Genomic DNA, 25006 nt, shown 5'->3' with positions numbered 1-25006 from the left:
AGTTCTGTTGATTCACTCAGCGCCTGAGAGCCCTTCACTCTCAGATCCACATTCGTCGTCATCGAATGCTGCGCCTCTGCCTGCACCATACTCAGGCCGTCGGCAATAAAACATGACATTTGTCATATTTGGGACGATAGTGGCGCTGTAGTGGGAAAAATTACGAGGAAGCGAGGAGTTTCAGCTTGGGGAGATCACGAATGACGAGACGCGCGGCGGTGCCGGTCACCAAACGATCCTTCTTGAAGCGCACCATGATCCGGATGGCGGTTTCCGTCGTCACGCCCACCATGTTCGCCATATCCTGACGCGTCAGACGAACGGTCACCCGAATCCCGTTGGGGTCCTTGATACCGCTGCGTTCTGCCAGATTCACGAGCAAGGACGCCAATCGTTGGTCGGCCCGATCGAGGGCGAGCACCTTGGCTTTTTCCTGGGCCTCATTGAGGCGGTTTCCCAGATACCGGATGACTTCCATCGCGGCATCCGGATTCGCCCGGAGCATCTTGAAGTAGGCTTCCTTTTTCATGCGAAGCACACTGACATCGCCCATGGGTTGGGCCGTGCCAGGATGGGACGCACCATCGAAGGCCGAAGCATCGCAGCAGAACAGGTCGCCCGGCATGAGCACCTTGAGCGTACACTCCTTGCCGTCGAGCGACGATTTGACGCACTTCACCGACCCTTCCTTCACAATGTGGAAGTATTCGGTCGGATCGCCCTCGCGAAAGATGTACTCGCCCTTGCCGTAGCGGGTTTCTGTCATTTCGCCCAGGACCTTTTGTCGATCCTGGGCGCTGAGAATCTGTAGAAGGGGAATTTGGTTCAACCCGGCATGCGCACCAGGACTGGACCGTTCAACGGTTGGCGGTGCTGGCGATTTCTTTGGCGGCTTCGACAATCGAGCGTACTCCAATTCCGAAATGGTCCACGAGTTCATCCGGCTTGCCGCTGCGCGGGATTTCGCGCACGGCCAGCTTGCGAACCCGCACGCCCTCTGAAGCCAGGGCGCTCAACACGGCATCGCCGAGGCCGCCATGCGCATAGTGATCTTCGACGGTCAGGAATCGTCCGCCGGTCGCACGTGCACACTCGATCAAGGTCGCCTGATCCACCGGCACGATGCTGTAAAGATCCACGACGCGGGTCGCGATGCCCGCCGCCTTCAACTGGTCATGGGCCTTCAACGCCTCAAAGAGCGTCACACCAGCCGCAACAATCGTCAACCGATCGGCCGCGCTCTGCCGCAGGACTTTAGAACCGCCGATCCGGAATGTCTCCTCTGCGCCGTAGATCACCGGCGTCTTGGGCCGACCGGCACGGAGATAGACCATCCCTTTGTGGCTCGCAGCTGATTCTACCAGCTTATACATCGACATTGCGTCGGACGGGTACAGCACGGTCACACCAGGCTGAGCCGACATCATGGCCAAATCTTCCAATCCCATCTGGGACGGGCCGTCCTCGCCGATGCTGACACCCACATGGGTGCCGACGAGCTTGATGTTTGATTGACTGATCGCCGCCATACGAATGAAGTCATAGGCCCGGGTGAAGAAGGCGGCGAAGGTCGCCACAAACGGAATCTTCCCGCAAGCCGCCACTCCGGCCGCCGCGCCCAGCATGTTCTGTTCGGCGATGAAATTTTCGAGGAATCGATCGGGAAACCGCTTTCCGAATTTGTCGCTGTAGGTGGAGTTTTTCACGTCCGCATCAAGGGCGACCACCTGCGAGTTGGCTTCCCCCAAGGCCAGGAGCGCTGCGCCGAAGGCTTCGCGCGTCGCGGCGGAGTCACCGACTTTGTAGGGCGCCGGTGCCATCGCCCCTTTGGTGGGAGGAGCACCCTTGGTCGCAGTCGATGCCTTGATCTGTGGCTCCACAGAGACAGGCTTCAGCTGACGCGTCAATTCATCCAGGGCCTTCTGGGTTTCTTCGCCCTTCTTCAATGGTTTTCCGTGCCATTCCGGATGATTCTCCATAAACGAGATGCCGCGACCTTTGAAGGTCTTGGCCAACAGCACCGTCGGCCGGCCCTTGGTTCGTGCCGCCTCGTCGAACGCCGCCAGGAGCGCGCCGATGTCATGACCATCCACGACGATGGCGTTCCAGCCAAAGCCACTCCAACGAGCGCGGTAAGCGTCCATGTCGTGCTGCAGCATGGTCGGGTCGCTTTGCCCCAGACGATTCACATCAACGATCGCACAGAGATTGTCCAACCCCGCGTGCCGGGCCACTTCCGCCGCTTCCCACACCGATCCTTCAACGGATTCGCCGTCGCCCATCAACACATAGGTGCGATAGTCGGTCTTATCGATCGATTTCGCGTTGAAGGCGAGCCCCACCCCGGCCGGAAGCCCCTGTCCCAACGAACCGGTCGCCATATCGACGAATGAGAGACGGGGAGTCGGATGGCCTTCGAGATCGGAGCCAAGCGTACGCAATTTCAGCAATTCCGACTTGGGAAATAGTCCCGCTTCCGCCCAGGCCGCATACAAGAGCGGCGCGGCATGGCCTTTCGACAGAACAAAGCGATCGCTGTTAGGGGCCTTCGGATTCTTCGGCTCATACCGCATGACCGAGAAGAACAACACCGCCAGGATGTCTGCAGCGGAGCAACAGCTGGAAGGGTGTCCGCTTCCGGCCTCACTTGTCGCCTTTACGCTCTCGATACGCAGGTGTGTCGCTTTGTTGGCCAGGGCGGTCAGGAGATCAGGCGTTGCGGCGGAACCAGACGAGGAAGTCATGCGCGATCCTTTCACGATGGGAGCTGATGATTCTGATGCTGTGGAGAGACCGACCGGCTCTCAAGGGCACGAAGCTAACAAATGGCATGCAGGGAGTCAATGAAGGGAATCGCCTGCAACAATCCTGTCGCCCGCCAGACATTCTTGACACAGTAGAGGCAACTCGCTAAGATCGGCTCGCCTTTAACGCTCATCCTGTGAGGTGGGTAAGGAGTTCATGATGACGATCCGCGGCCCCAAGCCGTCCGACAACCTGTACCTTCTCATCCAAACCGGTGGGAAGGTTTTTTTATGCCTCCGGCAGATCGGCCCCAGATGACGACCGAACCGACACCAGACAAACGACAGGAGCGGGTGGTCATGGACGCCGGCGATATCGCCCGCGCGGTGACCCGCATCGCCCACGAGATTTTGGAGCGTAACAAAGGTATTCAGGATCTCGCGCTGGTGGGAATTCGAACCGGGGGCGTGCACCTGGCCCATCGCCTCGTCCGCCGCATCCATGACATTGAGGGGACCCAGATCCCGATCGGCGAACTGGACATCACGCTCTACCGAGACGACCTCTCGCTACGGAAAGATCAACCGATTCTCCGCACCACCTCGGTCCCCTTCAAAATTTCCGATTTGAAAGTGGTACTGGTCGACGATGTGCTGTTCACCGGGCGGACCATCAGGGCCGCCATGGACGGACTGATCGATCTAGGGAGACCGGCGGAGATTCAATTGGCGGTGTTGGTCGATCGAGGCCACCGGCAATTGCCCATCAAGGCAAATTACATCGGCAAGAACATTCCCACCTCGCGCGACGAGGCCATCGAGGTCCACCTCGAAGAAAACGGGGAAGAGGACCGCGTGGTCATCCTCAGGGCGTAACCGGAGACATTGTCGTGGGGCTCAAACGGAAAGACCTGCTCAGCCTGACCCATCTGTCTGCTGACGATATCTCCTTGATCCTGGAGACAGCGGATTCCTTCAAGGAAGTGTCGGGGCGGGAAATCAAGAAGGTGCCGGCGCTGCGCGGCAAGACGGTGGTCAATCTCTTTTTCGAGCCGAGCACGCGAACCAGAACCTCCTTCGAACTGGCCGCCAAACGGCTCAGCGCCGATGTCATCAACTTTTCTCCGTCCTCCAGCAGCGTGGTCAAAGGGGAGACGCTCCTGGACACGGCACGAAATATCGAAGCGATGCAGGCGGACATCATCGTCCTGCGACATTCCTCAGCCGGCGCGGCCGAGACGCTCGCACGCGGGGTGAAGTCGTCGGTCATCAATGCCGGAGACGGGTGGCATGAACATCCGACTCAGGCACTGCTGGATCTGTATACGATTCGCAGCAGGGGAATGGGGTTCGCCGGCCTTCGCGTGGCGATCGTCGGGGACGTGGCGCACAGCCGTGTGGCGCGCTCAAATATCTTTGCCCTCACCAAACTCGGGGCGGAGGTGCGGGTCGTGGGCCCGCCGACCATGATCCCTCTGCACATCAGCCAACTGGGTGTGCGGGTCTATCACAACCTCGACGAAGGGTTGCGCGGCGTGCATGTGATCATGATGTTGCGGCTGCAACTCGAACGGCAGGGTCGGGCCCTGTTCCCGACCATCCGTGAGTATGCGCGGCAGTACGGATTGACCGGCGACCGGGTGAAACTGGCCGAGCCCGGCGCGATCGTCATGCATCCTGGGCCCATCAACCGGGGTGTGGAAATCGCACCGGACGTGGCGGACAGTCTGTCGTCCGTGATCCTGGATCAAGTCGCCAACGGCGTCGCGGTGCGAATGGGCATTTTGTATCTCATGTCGGGAGCGGGATGAAACCATCTGAGTCGGCGACCTCGACGTCGATCTATATCTTTGATTGTATGAGTGAACAATGACACTATTGATTCAAGGCGGTCATGTCATCGATCCCGGACGCGTCAACGGCGTCGCGGATGTCCTGATTAACAACGGCACCATCGCGGCGGTCGGGCCGAACCTCGCCGTCCCATCCGGTGCGACGGTGATTCCTGCCGCTGGCCGGCTGGTCGTTCCCGGCTTCGTCGACCTTCATGTGCACTTTCGTGAGCCGGGATTTGAATACAAGGAAACGATTCAGTCGGGCACGGACGCGGCCGTCGCCGGCGGCTTCACCAGCGTCTGCGCGATGCCCAATACCAACCCGGTGAACGACAACCAGGCAGTCACCGAGTTTATGTTGGAACGCGCGAAGGCTGCGGGCACGGCCCGCCTGTATCCGATCGGCGCCATCACGAAACGATCCGAGGGCAAAGAACTGGCCGAGATCGGCGACCTGCGCCGGGCCGGGTGCGTCGCGATTTCCGACGACGGAAAACCGGTGATGAACAGTCTGGTCATGCGGCGGGCGATGGAATATGCCCGCGCGTTCGACGTGCCGGTGGTGGACCATTGCGAAGATCTGCACCTCTCAGAAGGCGGCTGCATGAACGAAGGGGTCATCTCGACCGAACTCGGCCTGCCCGGGATCCCCTCTGCGGCGGAGGATGTGATGGTCGCGCGGAACGTCTCGCTCGCGGAACTGACCGGGGCGCGGCTGCATCTGGCTCACATCAGCACGGCGGGCTCGGTTCGCATGGTGCGCGAAGCCAAAGCGCGCGGACTCAAGGTCACGGCGGAAGCCTGCCCGCACCATTTCACCCTCACGGAAGAAGTGACGCGCGGCTACAATACCCACGCGAAGATGAATCCGCCGTTGAGGACGAGTCTGGACGTGCAGGCGATCAAAGAGGGTTTACGCGACGGCACGATCGACGTCATTGCCACCGACCATGCGCCGCATGCGACGCAGGAGAAACAGCAGGAATTTACCGAAGCCCCGTTTGGTATCGTTGGTCTCGAAACGGCCTTGCCGCTGACGCTGGCCCTGGTCGAGGAAGGGGTGCTCACGCTGGAATCTGCCGTGGACAAACTCTCGACCGCGCCCGCCAAGGCGTTCAGTCTCAACGCCGGCACGTTGGCCGTCGGCGCACCGGCGGATGTGGCCATTGTCGATGCCAACCGCGAGTGGCACGTCGATCCCTCGCGGTTTCGTTCCAAGAGTCGCAATACCCCCTTCGCGGGCTGGAAGGTCAAGGGGCGCGTGACGACCACGATCGTCTCGGGCCGGGTGGTCTACGAACTGGATCGTCCCGGGCAACAGGCGTAGGAATCGACGACGGTGCGCCAAGGATTGATCGCCTGTATCACCTGTGAGTTGCTGGCCCTGGCCGTCTGGATTGGCGGACTCCTGGTGCTCGTGGCGGCCGTGATCCCCGCTGTGTTCAACACGTTCGGCGGCCAGGATACCGGCGGATTCTTTTTGACGCGCGCATTCGACGGCTACAACCGGCTTGTGCTCGGCGGAGCGGCGATCCTGATCGCGGGTATTGTCTGGCGAGCCTGGTTGTTTCAAAAAGGGCTGGCGGAGCAGGAAATCACGCGCACCGAATGGCTCCTGCTCGGCGCGATGTTGCTCACTGCGGGCGTGATCACGTTTGTGCTGCATCCCCAGGCGGCGGCCCTGCAAGCCCAGGCGTTTGCCTCCAAAGGGGACGAGGCGAGGAAAGCGGCCTTCGAGGCGTTCTTTCAGCTGCACAAACCGGTGCGGGTTTTGTATATCGTGAATGTGGGACTTGGAATCGCGCTGCTGACCGTCCGCGTGCGATCCTGGATCCCTCGGTAAGGAGTGAGAGTGAAAAAAGCGATTCTGGCGCTCGCCGATGGAACCATCTTCGAAGGACGCGCCTTGGGTGCGGAAGGGGAGACCGGCGGCGAAGTTGTCTTCAACACGGCCATGACCGGCTATCAGGAAGTACTGACTGATCCGTCCTATCGCGGTCAAATCGTGACCATGACGGCGCCGCACATCGGCAACTACGGCGTCACGCCGGAAGACGTCGAATCGACGAGAATCTGGGCCGAAGGGTTCGTGGTCAAGGAATCCAGCCGGCTGGCGAGTAACTGGCGCGGCAAGGCGACGTTGCAGGAGTATTTGCAGACCGCGCAGATCGTCGCGATTGAGGGCATTGATACCCGGGCGCTCACCAGACATCTGCGGGAGCGGGGCGCGCAGCAAGGGGTGATCTCCCACATCGACTTGGACCCGCGCCGCTTGGTGGAAAAGGCCCGTCAGGCCCCGAGCATCATCGGGCGCGATCTGGCGGCGACCGTCACCTGCGATCGACGGTATGCCTGGTCGGAAGGCACGGGCAACTGGGCGCCCAAGATCATTCTGCCATCGCCCGACGCCGCACAGCCCCCACGTCAGTCCTGGCGGGTGGTCGCCTATGACTTCGGCGTGAAGCAGAACATCCTCCGGCGTTTGGTCGATGTCGGGTGCGAGGTCACGGTCGTGCCGGCATCGACGCCGGCGAGCGACGTGCTCGCCCTCAATCCCCACGGCATCTTCCTCTCCAACGGTCCCGGCGATCCCGAAGGGGTGCCCTATGCGATGACGGCCCTGCGCGAGTTGATCGGCCTGGTGCCGATATTCGGCATTTGTCTGGGACATCAACTGCTCGGACTCGCGCTTGGGTTTTCCACTTACAAACTGAAGTTCGGACACCATGGCGCCAATCATCCGGTAATCGACTTGCGGACGAGAAAGGTGGAAATCACGTCCCAAAACCACAATTTCGCCGTGCGGTTTCCCGCCGAGGCGCCGGCCGCGGGGCATGCCCTTCCGGTTGTGGAGACGCCGTTCGGACGGGTGCAACTCAGCCATACCAGTTTGAACGACGGATCGGTTGAAGGCATGGTGTGTCTAGATCGTCCGGTCTTTTCAGTGCAATATCACCCCGAAGCATCGCCAGGCCCTCATGACTCCGCCTATCTGTTCGAACAATTTGCCGCAATGATGGAGACTCACCATGCGTAGAGCTTGGCCTTTCTGCAGCGGTTTTGTCGTGCTCACTCTGGCGCTGATGCAGGCCGCCTGCGTCACGATCAACCTGCCGCCGGGCCCCGGCGCCCTCGAAGAACACAAGGTCAGCGGAACGGGAAAAGACAAGGTCCTCTTGATGGATGTGTCGGGCGTGATCAGCTCCGAAAACAAAGACGGGTTTTATCCCTCGCCGGGCATGCTGGCGACCGTGAAGGAGGAGCTCGAGAAGGCCGCAAAGGATGAGCGCATCAAGGCCGTGGTTCTCCGGATCAACAGTCCGGGCGGCACGGTGACGGCCTCCGATATCATCTATCACGAGTTGAAACGCTTCAAGGCCAGCCGGAAGATTCCGATTGTCGCCTCGATCATGGATGTGGGAGCTTCCGGCGGGTACTACATCGCGGCGGCAGCCGACAGCGTCTTCGCTCATCCGTCGACCGTCACCGGCAGCATCGGCGTCATCATGCTGACCGTGAATGCCAGGGGATTGCTCGAGAAGGTCGGCGTGGAAACGAATGCCGTGACCTCCGGCCCGCGCAAGGATATGGGATCGCCGTTCCGGGCGATGCTGCCGGAAGAACGGGCGATTTTTCAGGGTGTGATCGACGGTTTTTATCAGCGGTTCCTCCAAGTCGTGCAAGATGGTCGCCCGAACATGAACGCCGACACGATCAAGAAGCTGGCTGACGGCCGGATTTATTCCGGCGAACAGGCCAAAGCCGCCGGGTTGGTCGACGAGATCGGCTACCTCGATGATGCGATCGAGCTGGTCAAAAAGAAAGCCGGCCTCATCGAGGCCCGAGTCGTGACCTACCGCCGGCCGGGGGAATACCAGAACAATGTCTACTCCCGATTGGTCGCGCCGGCGCCAAGCCTGGCGAACCTGGCGAATATTGACCTGCTGTCGGTCGTGAGAGGCGGGTCTCCGCAGTTCATGTATTTGTGGATGCCTTGAGGCGGTGAGTTGCATCCCGGGCCCGATGTTGATTGAATGCAGGAGACGTGATGGATCCGTCAAACCGACATTCAATCGAGAGTCTCTTGAACACCCCGATGGGTCGCCGGAGACTTTTGGCGCTTGGGGCACGCGCCGCCTCCGTCCTCTCGACCGCCGCATTCATAGGCGGGGCGACCGGACTGATGCAATCGCTCGCCGGCTGCCAGCGGGCGCCCGGCACCGCGCGGGAGCAGTTCATCTACATTTCGGAAGAAAAAGAAATGGCGATGGGGCTCTCGGCCTTTCGAGAGGTGCTTCGGCAAGCGCCCTTGAGCGAAAATCCGGAACTCAACGAAATGGTGCACCGGGTGGGGAACCGCATCGCAAAGGCGGCGAATAAACCCGAGTACCAATGGGAATTCGCCGTGATTCAGGACGATCGCACCGTCAACGCGTTCGCTCTGCCAGGAGGCAAGGTCGCCGTGTTCACCGGCATTTTGAAAGTGACGAAGACAGAAGACGGGCTGGCGACCGTGATGGGGCATGAAGTCGCGCATGCCCTCCAGCGCCATGGAGCCGAACGGATGAGCCGCAGCGTGCTCGAACAGATCGGACAATTAGCAGCCCTGGGCGCCGGCGCGGCAGCGGGACGGCCGGATGCCGCCATGGCGGCCATGACCGTCTATGGCGTCGGAGTCTCCTTGCCCTTCGACCGACGGCAGGAATCGGAAGCGGATTTCATCGGCCTGCGCTTGATGGCCGAGGCCGGTTACGACCCGCGCGAAGCAGTGGCCTTTTGGGAGCGGATGAGCGGTTGCCCACGCGCCATGATCAACAAACTCTGTTTCCGTTCCCAGCAGGCGATCCCGGAATTTCTCTCGACGCACCCGTCTGATGTCACCCGCATCAATCAGATCGAGGCCTGGATCCCCGACGCTATGAAACACTATCATCCAGCGGGAAAAACCCCGGCAATCCCGTCCGGTCCGATCCAACCCTACCGGCCCCCGGTGGGGCCCATGCCCGAGGCACCATTGCCGACCGGCTAACTTTTTGATTCGAGGTCAATTGTGCCACGACGGACAGACATTCGCTCCATTCTCTTGATCGGCTCCGGCCCCATTGTGATCGGACAGGCCTGTGAATTCGACTATTCCGGTACCCAGGCGTGTAAAGCCCTCAAAGAAGAGGGCTACCGCGTCATCCTGATCAACAGCAATCCCGCCACAATCATGACCGACCCGGATTTTGCCGACCGGACCTACATTGAACCGATCACCCTCGACGCGGTCGAAAAGGTGATTGAGTGCGAACGCCCCGACGCGCTCCTGCCGACGATGGGCGGACAGACCGCGTTGAACACGGCGATCGGATTGGCCAAACGGGGCGTGCTGGAGAAGTTCGGGGTGAAGCTCATCGGCGCGTCGATCGACGCCATCCATAAGGCCGAGGACCGCGATGCGTTCAGGCAAGCCATGTGGAAAATCGGCCTGCGCGTGCCGGACAGCGGCGTCGCCACCTCGCTCGCCGAAGCCGAACGCGAGCTGGAGCGGATTCGTTTCCCGGCGATTGTTCGCCCGTCGTTCACGATGGGCGGAACGGGCGGAAACATCGCCTACAACATCGAGGAATTCCGCACGCAGGTGGAATGGGGTCTGTCCATGAGCCCGGTCCGCCAGGTGCTCATCGAACAGTCCGTCATCGGTTGGAAAGAGTTCGAGCTCGAAGTGATGCGTGACCTGAAAGACAATGTGGTCATCATCTGTCCGATCGAGAATCTCGACCCAATGGGTGTGCATACCGGCGACAGCATCACCGTGGCACCGGCCCTCACGCTCACCGATAAGGAATATCAACTGATGCGCGACGCGGCGGTGCGCATCATCCGGGAGATCGGCGTGGACACCGGCGGATCGAATATTCAATTCGGCATGAACCCGGTCAATGGCGAGATGGTCGTCATCGAAATGAATCCGCGCGTCTCTCGCAGCTCGGCCTTGGCGTCGAAGGCGACGGGCTTTCCCATCGCGAAAATTGCCGCCAAGCTGGCAGTCGGGTATACGCTGGACGAGATCACCAACGACATCACCGGCGTGACGAAAGCCTCCTTCGAGCCGACCATCGATTACGTCGTCGTGAAAATTCCCCGCTTTGCGTTCCAGAAATTCCCCGGCGCTGATCCGACCCTGACCACGCAAATGAAATCGGTCGGCGAAGTGATGGCGATCGGCCGGACGTTCAAGGAGTCGCTGCAGAAGGCGATCCGGTCGATGGAAGTAGATCAGTTCGGATTCAGCTCCAAGATGGGTCTGGATCTCGGCGTGCCGCCATCGCTCGATCGGGAAGAAGCGATGGAACAGGTCCGCAAAGCTGTTCGCACACCGCTCCCGGACCGGCTGTGGCGGCTGGCCGATGGCATGCGGCTGGGCATGGCCAATCAGGAACTCTTCGCCCTGACGAAGATCGATCCCTGGTTCCTCGAACAGATTCGCGAAATCATTGAGTTTGAACCGAAGATTGTCGCGGAACGGGCGAAACTTGGCGCAGCCGGACTCCGACCGGAGCTCCTGCTGGAAGCCAAACAATTGGGATTTGCCGACGAACGACTGGCGCAGCTCCTCGGCGTGTCACAGGGCACCGTTCGAAGCTGGCGGGCGGCACTGGGGCAAGGGACCGCTCCCCGCGGCGTGACGTACAAACGCGTCGACACCTGCGCCGCGGAGTTTGAGGCTCATACGCCATACCTCTACTCAACCTATGAACAGGAATGCGAAGCGCGGCCGACCGACAGGAAAAAAGTCGTGATTCTCGGCGGCGGCCCGAACCGGATCGGGCAGGGGATCGAGTTCGACTATTGCTGCGTGCATGCCGCAATGGCGTTGCGCGAGGAACAGATCGAAACCATCATGGTCAACTGCAACCCAGAAACGGTCAGCACGGACTATGACACCTCCGACCGGCTCTACTTCGAGCCACTCACGGAGGAGGATGTGCTGAACATCGTGGAGCGAGAACAGCCCATGGGGGTGGTGTTGCAATTCGGCGGACAGACTCCGTTAAAGCTTGCCCTCTCCCTGTCTCGCGCGGGGGTCAATATTCTGGGGACCAGCCCGGATGCCATCGATCGCGCCGAAGACCGCGCCCGCTTCCGCGAGTTGCTCGACAAACTCGGCTTACGCCAGGCGGAAAGCGGCATGGCCCATTCCGTCGAAGAAGCCTTGACGATCGCGGCCGCCATTACCTATCCGGTGATGGTGCGGCCCTCCTACGTCCTGGGCGGACGCTCGATGCAGATCGTCTATGACGAAGCCGGCTTGCTGCATTATATGCATTCCGCGGTCAAGGCCTCGGCGCAACATCCGGTGCTGATCGATAAGTATTTACGCGATGCCATCGAAGTTGATGCCGACGCGATTTCCGACGGCACGACCGTGGTCGTTGCAGGCATCATGGAACATATCGAAGAAGCGGGCGTCCACTCAGGCGACTCGGCCTGTTCGCTGCCACCCTATACCCTGGACTCCGCGACGATCGAAGAAATCCGCCGGCAGATGACCGCGCTGGCGCTGGAACTGGGTGTCATTGGACTCATGAACGCCCAGTTTGCCGTAAAGGATCAGACCATCTATGTCCTGGAGGTCAATCCGCGCGGCTCACGCACCGTGCCGTTCGTGAGCAAGGCCATCGGCGTTCCCCTGGCCAAACTGGCCATGAAAGTGATGGTGGGCAAGTCACTCCAGCAATTGAATTTCACGACCGCCCCCAGGCCGGCTCATCTGTCGGTGAAGGAAGCCGTGTTTCCATTCACGAAGTTCGCCGGGGTCGATGTGCTGCTCGGTCCGGAAATGAAGTCCACCGGGGAAGTCATGGGCATCGACAGCGATTTCGGCTGGGCCTTCGTGAAGTCCCAAGCCGGCGCGGGCGCCATCCTGCCCACATCCGGCACCGCTTTTCTGAGTGTAAAGAGCGAGGACCGGGCCGGGGCCTGCGATGTCGCCCAACGCCTGGTCGCGCTAGGGTTCCGGATCACCGCCACATCCGGAACCGCTGCCTACCTGACCGAGCAGGGAATGCAGGTGGACATTGTCAACAAGGTGCAGGAGGGACGGCCACACATCGTCGATCATATCAAGAACGGTGAGGTCGCCCTGGTGGTCAACACCGTACGGACGGCGTCGGCGCAGACAGATTCCCTGTCCATTCGACGTGAAGCGTTGCACAAGGGCGTGCCCTACTACACCACGATGCGCGGTGCGCTGGCTGCCGTGATGGGGATTGAAGCGTTGCTCAAAAAGGGACTTGCCATTCGAGCGTTGCAGGAGTATCACCGGGTGCACTAAGCGGAGCGCGGGCAATCAGACATGCGTCAATAGGTACCGGAAAGGCCTCCGGCTGAATGAGGCCCCGCCTGAATGCGAGTCGGCAGACTGACTCACCATCCAGGGCACCGGTTTCAATGGTCATCGGGGGGAAGATATGCCGACACCGATCACGAGAAAAGGGTACGAAGCGCTGAAGGCCGAATTGGATCGGCTGCACAAGGTGGAGCGACCGCGGGTCATCGAGGCCATCGCGGAAGCCCGCGCACACGGCGACTTGAGCGAAAACGCCGAATACGATGCGGCGAAGGAACGCCAGGGCTTCATTGAGGCTCGATTGGCCGAGCTGAAGGGCAAGCTGGCCGACTGCCGGATCATCGACATCGCCGGCCGTACGAGTGAGACTGTGGTGTTCGGCGCCACCGTGGTGCTGATCGAACAGGAGGCACAGGCCAAGAAACAATACACCCTCGTGGGACAGGATGAGGCGGACCTCAAGTTTTCCCGTATTTCGGTGCAGTCGCCGGTCGGCCGGGCCCTGATCGGCAAGCGGGTCGGCGATGTGGTGGAAGTGACGACTCCGGCTAAAGTCGTCGAATATGAAGTGATGGAAATTCGCTTCGAGGAATTCTAGCGATCATGCCACTGGTTACCACATCAGCCCTCAGCACGCCGGTACAGCGATCCGTTGGATTCTCCATCTTACGCCTGCCATGCCGGTAACCATTCCTCTCATTACCCTGCTGACGGATTTCGGCGACCGGGACTACTTCGTGGCCAGCATGAAGGGGGTGATCCTCAACATCAACCCGCAGGCGCAGATCGTGGATCTCTCCCATCACGTCACGCCGCATGATGTCGCGGACGCCGCGTACCTGTTGAAATCCTGTTATCGCTACTTTCCAGACGGCACAATCCATGTCGCAGTGGTCGACCCGGGCGTCGGCACGACCAGACGGCCGCTGCTCGTCTCCTCGTCGCGGTATTGTTTTCTCGGACCGGACAACGGAATCCTGACTCATGTCTGTCAGGAGGAAAGCGGCGTCGAAGTCCGGCACATCGAAAACCGGCAGTACCGCTTGGACTCGGAGGGCGCCACCTTTGATGGTCGGGACCTCTTCGCACCCGCGGCCGCCTGGTTGACCAAGGGGCAGCCGCTCGGCTCGTTCGGCAGAATTGTGCCGAATTACGAACGGCTTCCGCTGGCGGAGCCAGGTTGGGACAAACATGTGATGGCAGGGGAGATCACATACATCGATCGGTTCGGCAACGTGATTTCCAACCTCACCTCCTACCACATTCGTGAAGTCCGCGCAGTGTCGAAACGGTCCGAGCCGTTAATACGAGTGGGCGGCATGACCATCGACGGACTTGTCCGAACCTATGCGGAAGGGTCCACCGACACCCCCCAAGCCCTCATCAACAGCAACGGGTATGTGGAAGTCTTCCTGAAAGAAGGTCGAGCATCGGATCGGTTGAACCTTTCGCGCGGCGCGCGGATCGAACTATGTTAGCGTCGGGTGTTACCCTTTCTCACGCCGCTCTCAATGCTCACCTCCTTCCGCCCCTCCTCGATTGACAGGCCAAACTTGCCTTTGTTGTAATAAGTTATAGGACATATCTCCCCTGTGCTCACACCCGGCCGGCAGGGAGGATGCCGATAATCCGACAAGGTTGGAGGGCTGGCTTGTTGGCCTGCATGCCCGCTATGCATATCGGAGCGGGTGGGGATACATACCCGTGAGGGATTTCCTGCAGGAAGAGGCATCGGACTGGCGCCCGTGGTCGTCAGTCGGGGAAACAGGCTCTGGTTGGACAAGAGAATGACCGATAGACAAGAGAAGTACACGGAGTGCCATGAAACGATCCTTGCGCCATCTGCTGTTCCTCCTGGTGGGGTTTGCTCTCACATCGTGCACCCAACCGGATGCACCAGCGCCGTCGGTCAAACCGGCTGTGCCTCCCGCAACAACCGCTCGCCAACGCGACCTCCAGACCATGCTGGTCGATGCCTCGTCCTCGCTCCCGGCCTTGACCCTGCCGGCTCGCGTCACCTATTCCGAGGACGGCTACTCGAAGATCTCCTCGCCCCTCCAGGGACCCGTGCTGGATGTGCGGGTGAAACTCGGCCAGGCTGTAAAAGCCGGTGAGGTATTGATGGTCATCGACGCGGCCGACATCGCCCGGGCCTATGCCGCCTACGTGGAAGAAATTTCAGAACTGGGGTTAGCCGAGCGGAACTACGAATTAACGAAAGACCTGTACGACGCCCAAGCGATGTCCCGCAAAGATCTCGAACATGCGGAGAATGATCTGAATCGCGAACGGGCCGAATTCAAACAGGCCAAGGAGCGGCTGCTCTCGCTGCGTGTGCCGGCCGCCGAACTCAGCAAACCCCTGGCGCAACAGCAAATCACCTCGCGCTTTGAGCTGCGCAGTCCGCTCACCGGCACTGTCGTGGAGCGCGCCGTGACGCCGGGGCAAATCGTCGGGGCGGGGACAGACACCCCGCTCTTCACCGTCGCGAATCTCGATCGGTTGCAGGTGGTGGCGGATGTCTACGAGCATGACCTGTCGGGGATCCGGGTCGGTGCGGTGGCCATGATGACGGTTGAGGCCTATCCCGGCATCGAGTTTCCCGCAAAGATTGCCGTCATCGGCGATGTCGTGGACCCGGCGACCAGAACCATCAAAATCCGTGCGACCGTCCCAAACAAGGATCGACGATTGAAACCGGAGATGTTCGCTCGATTGACCATCGCGGGCAATACCATGCGCCCCAAGATCGTCATTCCCAAGCAGGCGGTGTTCGAACGCTCCGGGAAACAGTGGATCGTGGTGCAGAATGAGAACGGCCGCTTGGAAGATCGCGCGATCACGATCGACAGCATCGCCGACAACCAGGTGACGATTCGCGAGGGTGTGACTACGGGAGAACGCATCGTTCTAAGCCCCGCGTCTCTCAATCGTCTTGCAGAGGGTGACACGGCAACGGAGGGAGCGTAGCCAGGTAAGAAGCGTAGAGGGTTTACAACGCCGCGACGAGAATTCTGACCAACCCTGAGAGGTCCTCGGTATCGACGCCTACCACCGTTCGGTTGGTCGTGTTGCTGTAGGAGGCTTCCAGCGACAAGGTGGTGGGATGACCGTAAATCGGATTCAGGCTGAACGCACACATTCCCCGCCCCACGATACTTTCCGTCTCAATCAGGCCATCCGTCGACTTCGTGCTGGTGTATCCTCCCGCCGCGCTGACGAGCAAGCGCTGGCTCTGTTTGTAAAGCAAGGAGACCGACGCCGTCGGGGTCTGAATCTTGGCGCCCGACCAACTCTGCGTTTCCATTCGATAACTGAAGGTGGGGGCCAGAGTCAGCGTGTTGATAGGACGATAGGTCGCGACGAGGGTCTGGGCGAACGTCGTTGATCCCGCGCCCCCCCGCACGTCGTCGCTGGTCAAGATATAGCTCGACGACAGCCGAGCGTTCCAGGTCAACCCGGCATAGGCTAGGGCAGCTTCCATGCTATTGCTCCGGTTCCGCTGCCGCTCCATGCCGGCCGGTGTGAAACTGCTCGTCATGGCACTCCGCGCATACGTCAGACTCAATTCCGGCCAGGCCGGCTTCACCAAGGCAATCCCGATCCGGTTCACCTGCTGTTCAATCCGCGGACGACTCGGGTCGAGATCCACGTTATTCCAGCTTTGGCCTGAGGAACTTCGAAGTTTGGCGATGCCCAATCCCCATTCAGCCCACATCTCGCGCACTGTTTGATCCGGGGAATTGAAAAAGGCCTTTCCCGCGGAGCGGTACGCGATACCGTATCGCATCGGACCATTATTACCCGTTAACGCCATCCGCACCATGCGCGTGGCTCCGTCCTCGCGCCGGTCGATGCGGGAGGACATGCCTGCTTCATTGGTCGCGTTATTGGCCACTTCGCCTTCCGCAGTCAGCTGTCCCTTCATCCAGGTCGAGTTCGCACCGATGCCCTTGGTCTGCGGCCGTTCAGAGTCAGGCACCAGGTCCTTCAGCCTGGTGGGTGTCGTCTGGGGCGCGAAGGACGTCGCCTGAAAGGAGGTGTGCAGCACCGGGGATGCGATCGAAAAGGGAATGGCCGCGCTCCCCGGTACACGAGCAGTGTCGCTGAATTGGATACGTTGGAGCAGCAGTTCCGACTGTTGACTGTCTTCTGCGAGCACCGTCAATGGGAGGATCAAAAGCAGGAGCAGGACCCCGATCACTCGACCGGCTCTCATGACAAGCGGCTCGCCGAGGCCATCGCGTCACACAGCATGCCATCAAGTCTAGCACTCGATGTTCGGCATTCAGCCCGGCATCGGGCGTGCACAAAAACCGTCACTGCGCTGTTCGAGCGTGAACAGACCACGACTGAACGCGACGAGCGAAAATCAGCGGAAATGACAGGAGGTTCTACGATGCTGAGGCAAGATTCTCTGTCGTCTCACGGATGGCACTGTGCAAAATTGCCACCATCTTCGTGAGCTCGCGTGGCCGCATGGAGAGGGGAGGCACGAGGGCAATGACGTTACCGAGCGGTCTCAGGAGGAGGCCGCGGACGCGGCACATCTGCGCCACTCGATGCCCGATGCGACGTTCGAGCGGATAGGGGGCTTTGGTTTCACGATTCTCCACTAACTCGATGCCGACCATGAAACCGCATTGACGGATGTCGCCCACATGCGGCAACTCCGCCACTGGTTGTAACAGACGGGCCAGCAGGCGTGATTTCTTCCGCACCTGCGCGAGGGTCTGTTCGCGCCGGAAGATTTCGAGGTTGGCGAGGGCCACGGCGCAGCCCAGCGGATTGCCCGTATAGCTGTGCCCATGAAAAAAAGTCTTCCACTCGTCATATCGTCCCAGGAAGGCGCGATAGATCGCTTCCGTCGTCAGCGTCGCGGCCAGCGGCATGTACCCGCCGGTCAACCCCTTACTGATCGCCATGAGATCCGGCGTCACCCCCTCATGCTGGCAGGCGAACATCTTTCCGGTCCGTCCGAATCCGGTCGCTACTTCATCCACGATCAACAGCACGTTGTATCTGGTACAGAGCTCACGTACGCGTGCCAGATACCCCGGCGGAGCCACCATCATCCCGGCTGCCGCTTGCACCAACGGTTCGATGATCACGCCGGCCAACTCGCGATGCCGGGTCTCGAGTAGGCGTTCGAGCGGATCGATGCACGCCATGTCGCACGATGGATACGTCCGACCAAGCGGACATCGATAGCAATATGGCGGCTCCACCTGATGGGTCGGAAAGAGCAGCGGCTTGAATCGCGCATGGAACAATTCGATGTTGCCCACGCTGACTGAACCGATGGTGTCGCCGTGGTACGCCATTTTTAAATGGGCGAAGGACTGTTTCGGTCCCGCCGTCGGCTGGATCTGTTGCCAGTACTGCACGGCCATTTTGAGGGCCACTTCGACCGCCGTCGAGCCGTTATCGGAATAGAACACTCGTCGCAGACCCTTCGGGGCAAGGCGAATGAGTTCTCGCGCCAGACGGATAGCCGGCGGGTTCGTGAGCCCGAGAAAGGTGGAGTGCGCGATCTGTCGGAGTTGCCGCGTGAGCGCGCGATCGAGATGCGGATGCCGGTGTCCGTGGAGATTGACCCAGATCGAGGAGGTGCCGTCGAGATACTTCCGTCCCTGCGCATCAATGAGATAGGAGCCCTTGCCTTTTTCAATGATCAGCGGGGTGTCGGCCTCCCACTCCTCCATCTGCGTGAAGGGGTGCCAGAGATACCTATGATCCCAGGCGGCCAGCGGAAGACGGGTGGATGATCGTGTCATGGGATGACGGGGCGTGATACAACGACAGCACGGCAGGAGCGCGCCTGATGCGTGAAACGCCGCGCCGCGCGCGGATTATACCGGCGGGCGATTTCTTTGACAACCTTGGAGGCGGTCACTATAATGAACCGATTTTGGGGAACATGAGCCAGGATTTGCAAAGTCTCATCCGAAATTTCTCGATCATCGCCCATATCGATCACGGTAAATCGACCCTCGCCGACCGGCTCCTCGACGCAACTGGCGCAGTGACTGCCCGGGAAGCGAAGGAGCAGATCCTCGACGCGATGGACCTGGAGCGTGAGCGTGGTATCACGATCAAAGCTCACGCGGTGGCCATCCGCTACAAGGCGCTGGACGGGAAGATCTATTTACTGCATCTGATCGATACACCCGGACACGTCGATTTCACGTACGAAGTGTCGCGCAGTCTCGCGGCCTGCGAAGGATCTCTCCTGCTGGTGGACGCCACGCAGGGCGTGCAGGCGCAAACGATCGCGAACGTGAACCTGGCGATGGGCAGCCATCATACGATTATCCCGGTCATCAATAAGATCGACCTCGCCAGCGCCGATGTGGAAGGGACGAAGCAGCAGATCTCCGACGTGTTGGCCCTGGACGCGAGCGATGCCATGCTGGTCAGCGCCAAAGAGGGCCTCGGCGTGCCGGAGGTCCTCGAGGCGATCGTGAAGCGGATTCCGCCCCCGTCCGGCGACCCCTCGCGTCCGCTCAAGGCGCTCATCTTTGATTCCTGGTTCGACAACTATCAGGGTGTGATCGTGTTGACTCGCATCATCGACGGCGCCGTACGCCCGGGTATGAAAATCAAAGTGATGTCGAACGATCGCCTGTTTGAAGTGACGGAAGTCGGACAGTTCACCCCCAAACGAACCAAGGGCACGCAACTGCTGACCGGTGAGGTCGGGTATCTCTGCGCGAATATGAAAGAGGTGGCCGACGTGAAGATCGGCGATACCATCACCGACGCCGCCCGACCGACCGATCAGCCGTTTCCCGGCTATAAGGAGGTGAAGCCGCTGGTCTTTTGCGGCCTCTATTCCACAGATACCGCCCGCTACGAAGACCTGCGCGACGCCCTGCTCAAACTGCGGCTGAATGACTCCTCGTTCATCTATGAGCCGGAAACCTCGCTGGCGCTCGGGTTCGGGTTCCGCTGTGGCTTCCTTGGCTTGTTGCACATGGAGATCATTCAAGAACGCCTGGAACGCGAGTACGGACTGACGCTCATTACGACTGCCCCGACCGTCATCTACCGGATCCTCACCACCAGCGGCGACGTGCTGGAGCTGAACAACCCGGCGGATCTGCCGGAGCCCAGTTCCATCGAGTCGTTCGAAGAACCATTCATTCTGGCCACACTGATCGCTCCGGAACGGTATCTCGGCGCCTTGTTGCAACTGTGTCAGGAACGGCGCGGCATCCAGCGGAGCATCCACTATTTAGACCCGACCCGCGTGGTCGTCACCTATGAACTGCCGCTCAATGAAGTCATCCTGGATTTTTACGACAAGCTGAAGTCCAAGACCCAGGGATATGCGTCACTCGACTACGAACTCCTCGGGTATCGGGAATCCGAGTTGGTCCGCCTCGACATTCTGCTCAACGGCGAGCCGGTCGACGCCCTCTCGTTCATCACGCACAAGGAACGGGCCTATCAACGTGGACGGCAAGTCGCCGAGAAAATGAAGGAACTGATTCCGAAGCAAATGTTCGAGATCGCGATTCAGGCGGCCATCGGCAACAAGATCATCGCGCGCGAAACCATCGGCGCCATCAAGAAGAATGTCACGGCCAAATGCTACGGCGGCGACATTTCCCGTAAGCGAAAACTGTGGGAGAAGCAGAAGGAAGGTAAGAAGCGCATGAAGGCGGTGGGCCGCGTGGAAGTGCCGCAAGAGGCGTTTCTCGCCATCCTGAGGGTGGGCGAGGAATGAGCGTCGACCCTAATCCACGCCCCGACGAAGTCCCTGCCTCGACGAGCCCTGTTCCGCCCCCCACGCAGTCGGACCCGTCGGCCGGGGAACCCCGCGCTGCGGTTGCCGACCAGCCGACACACAAATCGATCCTGCGAGAGTATGCGGAAGCGATCATCATTGCGATGCTGCTCGCCTTCGCGATTCGCGTCTTCGTGGTGCAAGCCTTTAAGATTCCTTCCGGCTCGATGATACCCACGCTTCTGGTCGGTGATCATATTCTGGTCAGCAAGCTGTCGTATGGATTGCAGTGGCCGACCGACTGCAAGTTTCAGCCGGGGTTTCCCCCGGTCACCTGCTATTCCTCGCGTACGCTCATTCCCTTCGGATCGATCCAGCGCGGGGACATCATCGTGTTTCGCTTTCCGGAAGATGAGGACAAGGATTTCATCAAACGCGTGATCGGGTTGCCCGGCGATACCATCCAGGTGCGCAACAAAGTGGTGCACATCAATGGGACGCCGTTCGACGATCATGCCTTTACGCAACACACGGACCCTCCTATCCATGACGGGCACATCAGCCCGCGAGACAACTTCGGGCCTGTCACCGTGCCGGAGGACGCGTATTTCGTCATGGGAGACAACCGGGATCACAGTCTCGACAGTCGGTTTTGGGGGTATGTCCGCACGGAGAAGGTGCGCGGCAAAGCATTTCGCATTTACTGGTCGTGGAGCGGCCAAGGATCGTGGACGGAATGGGTACGATGGGAAAGGTTAGGAAAAGCCATCCAGTAGGGCGGTCCGGGCAAACCGGAGCGTCGAACGGGCAGGCGGGCGAGGATCCGACGGTGGATCAGGCTGCCCTCGCCACATACATCCAGCGCTTTCCCCAAGCCAGTGTCCTGGTCATCGGGGACCTGATTCTGGATCACTACGTCTGGGGCAGGGTCAGCCGCATTTCGCCGGAAGCCCCTGTGCCCGTCGTGCACGTCGAGTCGGAATCTCTGAAGCTCGGCGGCGCAGCCAATGTGTTCAATAATATTCTGGCGCTCGGCGGCCAAGCGGATATTTGCGGCGTCATCGGCGCGGACGAGAGCGGGCGACTCTTGTTGAAGGAATTAGGCGGACGCCGCCAAGGGCGAGGCGGGGTCATTATCGATCAGAGCCGCCCGACCACGAGGAAGTCCCGGGTCGTCGCCCACAACCAGCAGATCGTCCGCTACGACGTGGAACGGCGTAACGAACTCTCCAGTCTCCTGCAACGTCGCATGCTTCGCTATGTGGAATCCCGCTTGAAAGAGCTCTCCTGCCTGGTCGTCTCGGACTATGCCAAGGGTGTCGTGACGGCCTCGCTGATGACGGAGTTGACTCGCCTGGCCGGACAGCGCAAGATCCCCATCATCGTCGATCCCAAAGTGGAACATTTCAGCTATTACAAAGGTGTGACCGTCGTTACCCCCAACCATCTTGAGGCCACCCAGGCCGCCGGCGTGCAAGGGGAGGATGACAAGACGATCAACAAAGCCGGAATGATCCTTCGCCAGCGACTGGGGTGCCAGACTGTTCTCGTGACCAGAGGGGAACGGGGCATGAGTGTGTACCAGAGTCACGGCGACCACTGGCACATTCCCACGCGTGCCCGTCAGGTGTATGACGTCACGGGAGCCGGCGACACGGTCGTCGGGACGTTGGCCTTGGCCCTTTCGACCGGCGCAAGCATGCGGGAAGCCGCCATGCTCGCGAATCAAGCCGCCGGGGTGGTCGTGGGCATGGTCGGCACCGCCACCGTCACCGCAACCCAGCTGGCGGATGCCCTGGGGCAGAGCTGACGTGAAACGTTCGGTCACGGTCGTGATTCCAGCCCGCTACGGATCGTCGCGGTTTCCCGGTAAGCCGCTGGTGAACCTGATGGGCAAGCCAATGATCCAACATGTCTACGAACAGGCCAAGGCATGCCGCGTGGTGGACGAGGTGCTGGTCGCCACGGATGACGAACGTATCCAGACAGCTGTCGAGCGATTCGGGGGGAAGGTGGTCATCATGACGGAGCCCTATCGCACCGGCACGGATCGCGTGGCTGCCGTCGCGCAGGCCAGAGGTGGCGACTGTTACGTCGACCTACAGGGAGACGAAATTCTTCTCCATCCCGACCTGATCACCGACCTGGTGGAACCGTTTCTGGCGAGCGACGCGCCGATGGGAACCTTGAAGCGACAGATCGAGTCCGACCAAGACCTTCATAACCCAGGTGTCGTGAAGGTGACCACGGATCGCGACGGCTATGCCTTGTATTTTTCACGAGCACCGATTCCATTGGTGCGCGACGACCCGAAACGAGCCGCCGTGCCAGGCTTACATTTCATTCACCTGGGCCTGTACATCTACACCCGCGAGACGTTGAGCCGGCTCACCGCGTTGCCGACGGGAACATTGGAAGAAGCGGAAAAGCTCGAACAATTGCGCGCACTGGAACACGGCATTCGGATCCGCGTGTGGGAAACCGCCCATCAGTCGGTCCGCATCGATAGCCCCGACGACGTGCCGGGCGCGCTGGAACAACTATGCGGCGGCACGACCAGTCTCGGGATCACTCAAGCATGAAGTTACGCCGCATTCACACACAGAAGGTGCCACGATGAGCAAGCTGATCTTTGTGACCGGAGGAGTCGTCTCATCGCTCGGAAAGGGGCTGGCTTCCGCATCCATCGGCAACCTCTTGGAAAGCCGGGGATTGAAGATCACGTTCTTGAAGCTCGACCCGTACATCAACGTCGATCCCGGCACCATGAACCCCTACCAGCATGGCGAAGTATACGTCACGGAAGACGGGGCGGAGACAGACCTGGATCTTGGGCACTACGAACGGTATACCTCGTTGACCTTGACGCGCGAGAACAACTACACGACCGGCCGGATCTACCATTCCGTCATTTCGAAGGAGCGTCGCGGCGATTACCTCGGTGGAACCGTACAGGTCGTGCCGCATGTCACCGATGAGATCAAGCAGTGCATCATGCGGATCTCGCAGGGCATGGACGTCACGATCGTCGAAATCGGCGGGACGGTGGGCGACATCGAAAGTCTGCCGTTTCTGGAAGCCATTCGCCAGATTCCCTACGACGTGGGGCGCGACAACGTCCTCTATGTGCATCTCACCTTGGTGCCGTACATCGGGGCCGCCGGTGAGCTCAAGACCAAGCCGACCCAGCATTCCGTCAACAAGCTGCGTGAAATCGGTATTCAGCCGAATATTCTACTCTGCCGCACCGACCGGTATCTCCCGCCGGAGCTCAAGGCGAAGATCGCCATGTTCTGCAACGTGGAGAAGGACGCGGTGATCACCGCCAAAGACGTCGAGACGATCTACGAAGTCCCCATCGTCTTCCGTAAGGAGGGGCTGGATGAACTGATCGTGCGCCAGCTCAAACTGGAGACGGGTCCGCCCAACCTGCGCGAGTGGGATGCGATGGTGCAGAAGATCAAGCATCCCAAACACGAAGTGTCCATCGCACTCGTCGGCAAATATGCCGGGCTGAAGGAATGTTACAAGAGCCTGGCGGAAGCCCTGGTGCATGGCGGAATCGACCACGAAACCCGGGTCAACGTCACCTGGATCGAATCCGAAGATGTGGAACGTCAGGGGACGGAACGGATCCTGCGCGAGGCCGACGGCATTCTCATCCCTGGCGGGTTTGGCGCGCGCGGCATCGAGGGCAAGATCATCACGATTCAGTATGCGCGAGAGCATCAGATTCCGTTCCTCGGGCTCTGTCTGGGCATGCAATGCGCCACGATCGAATTCGCGCGGAATGTCGCCGGTCTGGCAGGCGCCAACAGCGCTGAGTTCGATGCGCAGTCGCCACATCCGGTCATTCATCTCATGTCCGACCAGCAATCCGTCAACGAGAAGGGCGGCACGATGCGACTCGGGGCCTATGCCTGCAAGTTGGGTGAGGGCACCTTGGCGCAAAAAATGTACGGTGTCAGCGAGGTGCGGGAACGACACCGGCATCGGTACGAGTTCAATAACGCCTATCGTGAACAACTGACGGCCAAGGGATTGGTGCTCAGCGGCTTGTCGCCGGATGGACGCCTGGTGGAAATCGTCGAACTGCCGAACCACCCTTGGTTCCTGGCTACGCAGTTTCATCCCGAGTACAAATCACGGCCCCATCACCCCCACCCGTTGTTCAGCGGGTTTGTGGGGGCGGCGTTGCGCCGCAAGTGCGGCCACTGAACAGGAATGCTGAAACTGCCTTTCAACGGCGTTCTCGACTCGGCACAATCCTCGACGTAGCTCCGCTACGCCTGCGGTTCTGTCTCGTCTGCGGCCTTGCTGAAAGACCAGTTTGAGCATCCCCTGACTTACACGACACTCA

Annotated in this window: 20 protein-coding genes; 16 read left to right on the top strand and 4 right to left on the bottom strand. The window is 60.2% G+C overall.

Translation table 11 applies throughout. The annotated features are described in order from the left end of the window. Positions 1-160: 160 nt before the first annotated feature. Both KJA79_RS16670 and KJA79_RS16665 read right to left on the bottom strand, forming a co-directional pair. Positions 161-766 (bottom strand): Crp/Fnr family transcriptional regulator, encoded by a 606-nt coding sequence (locus KJA79_RS16670; RefSeq protein ID WP_213043192.1) that lies wholly within the window; start codon positions 764-766, stop codon positions 161-163. A gap of 91 nt (positions 767-857) precedes the next feature. After that, on the bottom strand, positions 858-2744 hold the full coding sequence (locus tag KJA79_RS16665) for a transketolase (protein WP_213043191.1): 1887 nt from the start codon (positions 2742-2744) through the stop codon (positions 858-860). Between the two features lie 315 nt (positions 2745-3059). Between KJA79_RS16665 and pyrR the strand changes: the two genes are divergently transcribed. From pyrR to KJA79_RS16610, 11 genes are all read left to right on the top strand, one after another. Next, positions 3060-3620: a bifunctional pyr operon transcriptional regulator/uracil phosphoribosyltransferase PyrR gene (gene pyrR, locus KJA79_RS16660; RefSeq protein WP_213043190.1), complete on the top strand. Its 561-nt coding sequence runs from the start codon at positions 3060-3062 to the stop codon at positions 3618-3620. A gap of 14 nt (positions 3621-3634) precedes the next feature. Further along, complete coding sequence (locus KJA79_RS16655) at positions 3635-4555, top strand: aspartate carbamoyltransferase catalytic subunit (RefSeq protein WP_213043189.1); 921 nt, start codon at positions 3635-3637, stop codon at positions 4553-4555. Between the two features lie 58 nt (positions 4556-4613). Continuing rightward, entirely contained in the window at positions 4614-5906 is a 1293-nt protein-coding gene (locus KJA79_RS16650) for a dihydroorotase (protein ID WP_213043188.1), read from the top strand. A 12-nt stretch (positions 5907-5918) separates the two neighbouring features. After that, positions 5919-6422 carry a DUF4149 domain-containing protein gene (locus KJA79_RS16645; RefSeq protein WP_213043187.1) on the top strand — a complete coding sequence of 168 codons (504 nt, stop codon included), beginning with the start codon at positions 5919-5921 and terminating at the stop codon, positions 6420-6422. A 9-nt stretch (positions 6423-6431) separates the two neighbouring features. Next, entirely contained in the window at positions 6432-7616 is a 1185-nt protein-coding gene (gene carA, locus KJA79_RS16640; protein WP_213043186.1) for a glutamine-hydrolyzing carbamoyl-phosphate synthase small subunit, read from the top strand. After that, a complete protein-coding gene (gene sppA / locus KJA79_RS16635; protein WP_246507737.1) occupies positions 7609-8577 on the top strand; it encodes a signal peptide peptidase SppA in 969 nt (322 codons plus the stop codon). Before carA ends, sppA begins: the two co-directional genes overlap by 8 nt. Before the next feature lie 50 nt (positions 8578-8627). Continuing rightward, positions 8628-9608 (top strand): M48 family metallopeptidase, encoded by a 981-nt coding sequence (locus KJA79_RS16630; RefSeq protein ID WP_213043185.1) that lies wholly within the window; start codon positions 8628-8630, stop codon positions 9606-9608. A gap of 21 nt (positions 9609-9629) precedes the next feature. Then, on the top strand, positions 9630-12899 hold the full coding sequence (carB, locus tag KJA79_RS16625; protein ID WP_213043184.1) for a carbamoyl-phosphate synthase large subunit: 3270 nt from the start codon (positions 9630-9632) through the stop codon (positions 12897-12899). A gap of 136 nt (positions 12900-13035) precedes the next feature. Continuing rightward, positions 13036-13512 (top strand): transcription elongation factor GreA, encoded by a 477-nt coding sequence (gene greA / locus KJA79_RS16620; RefSeq protein ID WP_213043183.1) that lies wholly within the window; start codon positions 13036-13038, stop codon positions 13510-13512. A 79-nt stretch (positions 13513-13591) separates the two neighbouring features. Then, the gene (locus KJA79_RS16615) at positions 13592-14392 is read left to right on the top strand and encodes an SAM hydrolase/SAM-dependent halogenase family protein (protein WP_213043182.1); all 801 of its coding nucleotides are present in this window, start codon (positions 13592-13594) and stop codon (positions 14390-14392) included. Between the two features lie 343 nt (positions 14393-14735). Next, positions 14736-15884, top strand: coding sequence for an efflux RND transporter periplasmic adaptor subunit (locus KJA79_RS16610; protein WP_213043181.1), 1149 nt, complete (start codon positions 14736-14738; stop codon positions 15882-15884). Between the two features lie 22 nt (positions 15885-15906). Here KJA79_RS16610 and KJA79_RS16605 read toward each other — a convergent pair whose 3' ends face one another. After that, positions 15907-17133, bottom strand: coding sequence for a hypothetical protein (locus KJA79_RS16605; RefSeq protein ID WP_213043180.1), 1227 nt, complete (start codon positions 17131-17133; stop codon positions 15907-15909). A gap of 175 nt (positions 17134-17308) precedes the next feature. Then, entirely contained in the window at positions 17309-18691 is a 1383-nt protein-coding gene (gene bioA / locus KJA79_RS16600) for an adenosylmethionine--8-amino-7-oxononanoate transaminase (RefSeq protein ID WP_213043179.1), read from the bottom strand. Between the two features lie 143 nt (positions 18692-18834). Here bioA and lepA point away from each other — a divergent pair, with 143 nt between their 5' ends. Genes lepA through pyrG form a run of 5 tightly spaced genes read left to right on the top strand, consistent with a single transcriptional unit; the run spans position 18835 to position 24864 of the window. After that, complete coding sequence (gene lepA / locus KJA79_RS16595; RefSeq protein WP_213043590.1) at positions 18835-20646, top strand: translation elongation factor 4; 1812 nt, start codon at positions 18835-18837, stop codon at positions 20644-20646. After that, positions 20643-21422, top strand: coding sequence for a signal peptidase I (lepB, locus tag KJA79_RS16590; RefSeq protein WP_213043178.1), 780 nt, complete (start codon positions 20643-20645; stop codon positions 21420-21422). The genes lepA and lepB overlap by 4 nt, the downstream gene beginning before the upstream one ends. Beyond that, on the top strand, positions 21383-22456 hold the full coding sequence (gene rfaE1 / locus KJA79_RS16585) for a D-glycero-beta-D-manno-heptose-7-phosphate kinase (protein ID WP_213043177.1): 1074 nt from the start codon (positions 21383-21385) through the stop codon (positions 22454-22456). The genes lepB and rfaE1 overlap by 40 nt, the downstream gene beginning before the upstream one ends. Next, a complete protein-coding gene (gene kdsB, locus KJA79_RS16580) occupies positions 22437-23228 on the top strand; it encodes a 3-deoxy-manno-octulosonate cytidylyltransferase (RefSeq protein WP_213043176.1) in 792 nt (263 codons plus the stop codon). The genes rfaE1 and kdsB overlap by 20 nt, the downstream gene beginning before the upstream one ends. 34 nt (positions 23229-23262) lie before the next feature. Beyond that, positions 23263-24864: a CTP synthase gene (pyrG, locus tag KJA79_RS16575; protein WP_213043175.1), complete on the top strand. Its 1602-nt coding sequence runs from the start codon at positions 23263-23265 to the stop codon at positions 24862-24864. Positions 24865-25006: the final 142 nt, after the last annotated feature.

Source organism: Nitrospira defluvii (assembly GCF_905220995.1).
In the GTDB taxonomy this organism is placed as follows: domain Bacteria; phylum Nitrospirota; class Nitrospiria; order Nitrospirales; family Nitrospiraceae; genus Nitrospira_A; species Nitrospira_A defluvii_C.
The sequence above is the reverse complement of the archived record's forward strand: the minus strand, read 5'-3'. Positions and strand labels throughout refer to the sequence as shown.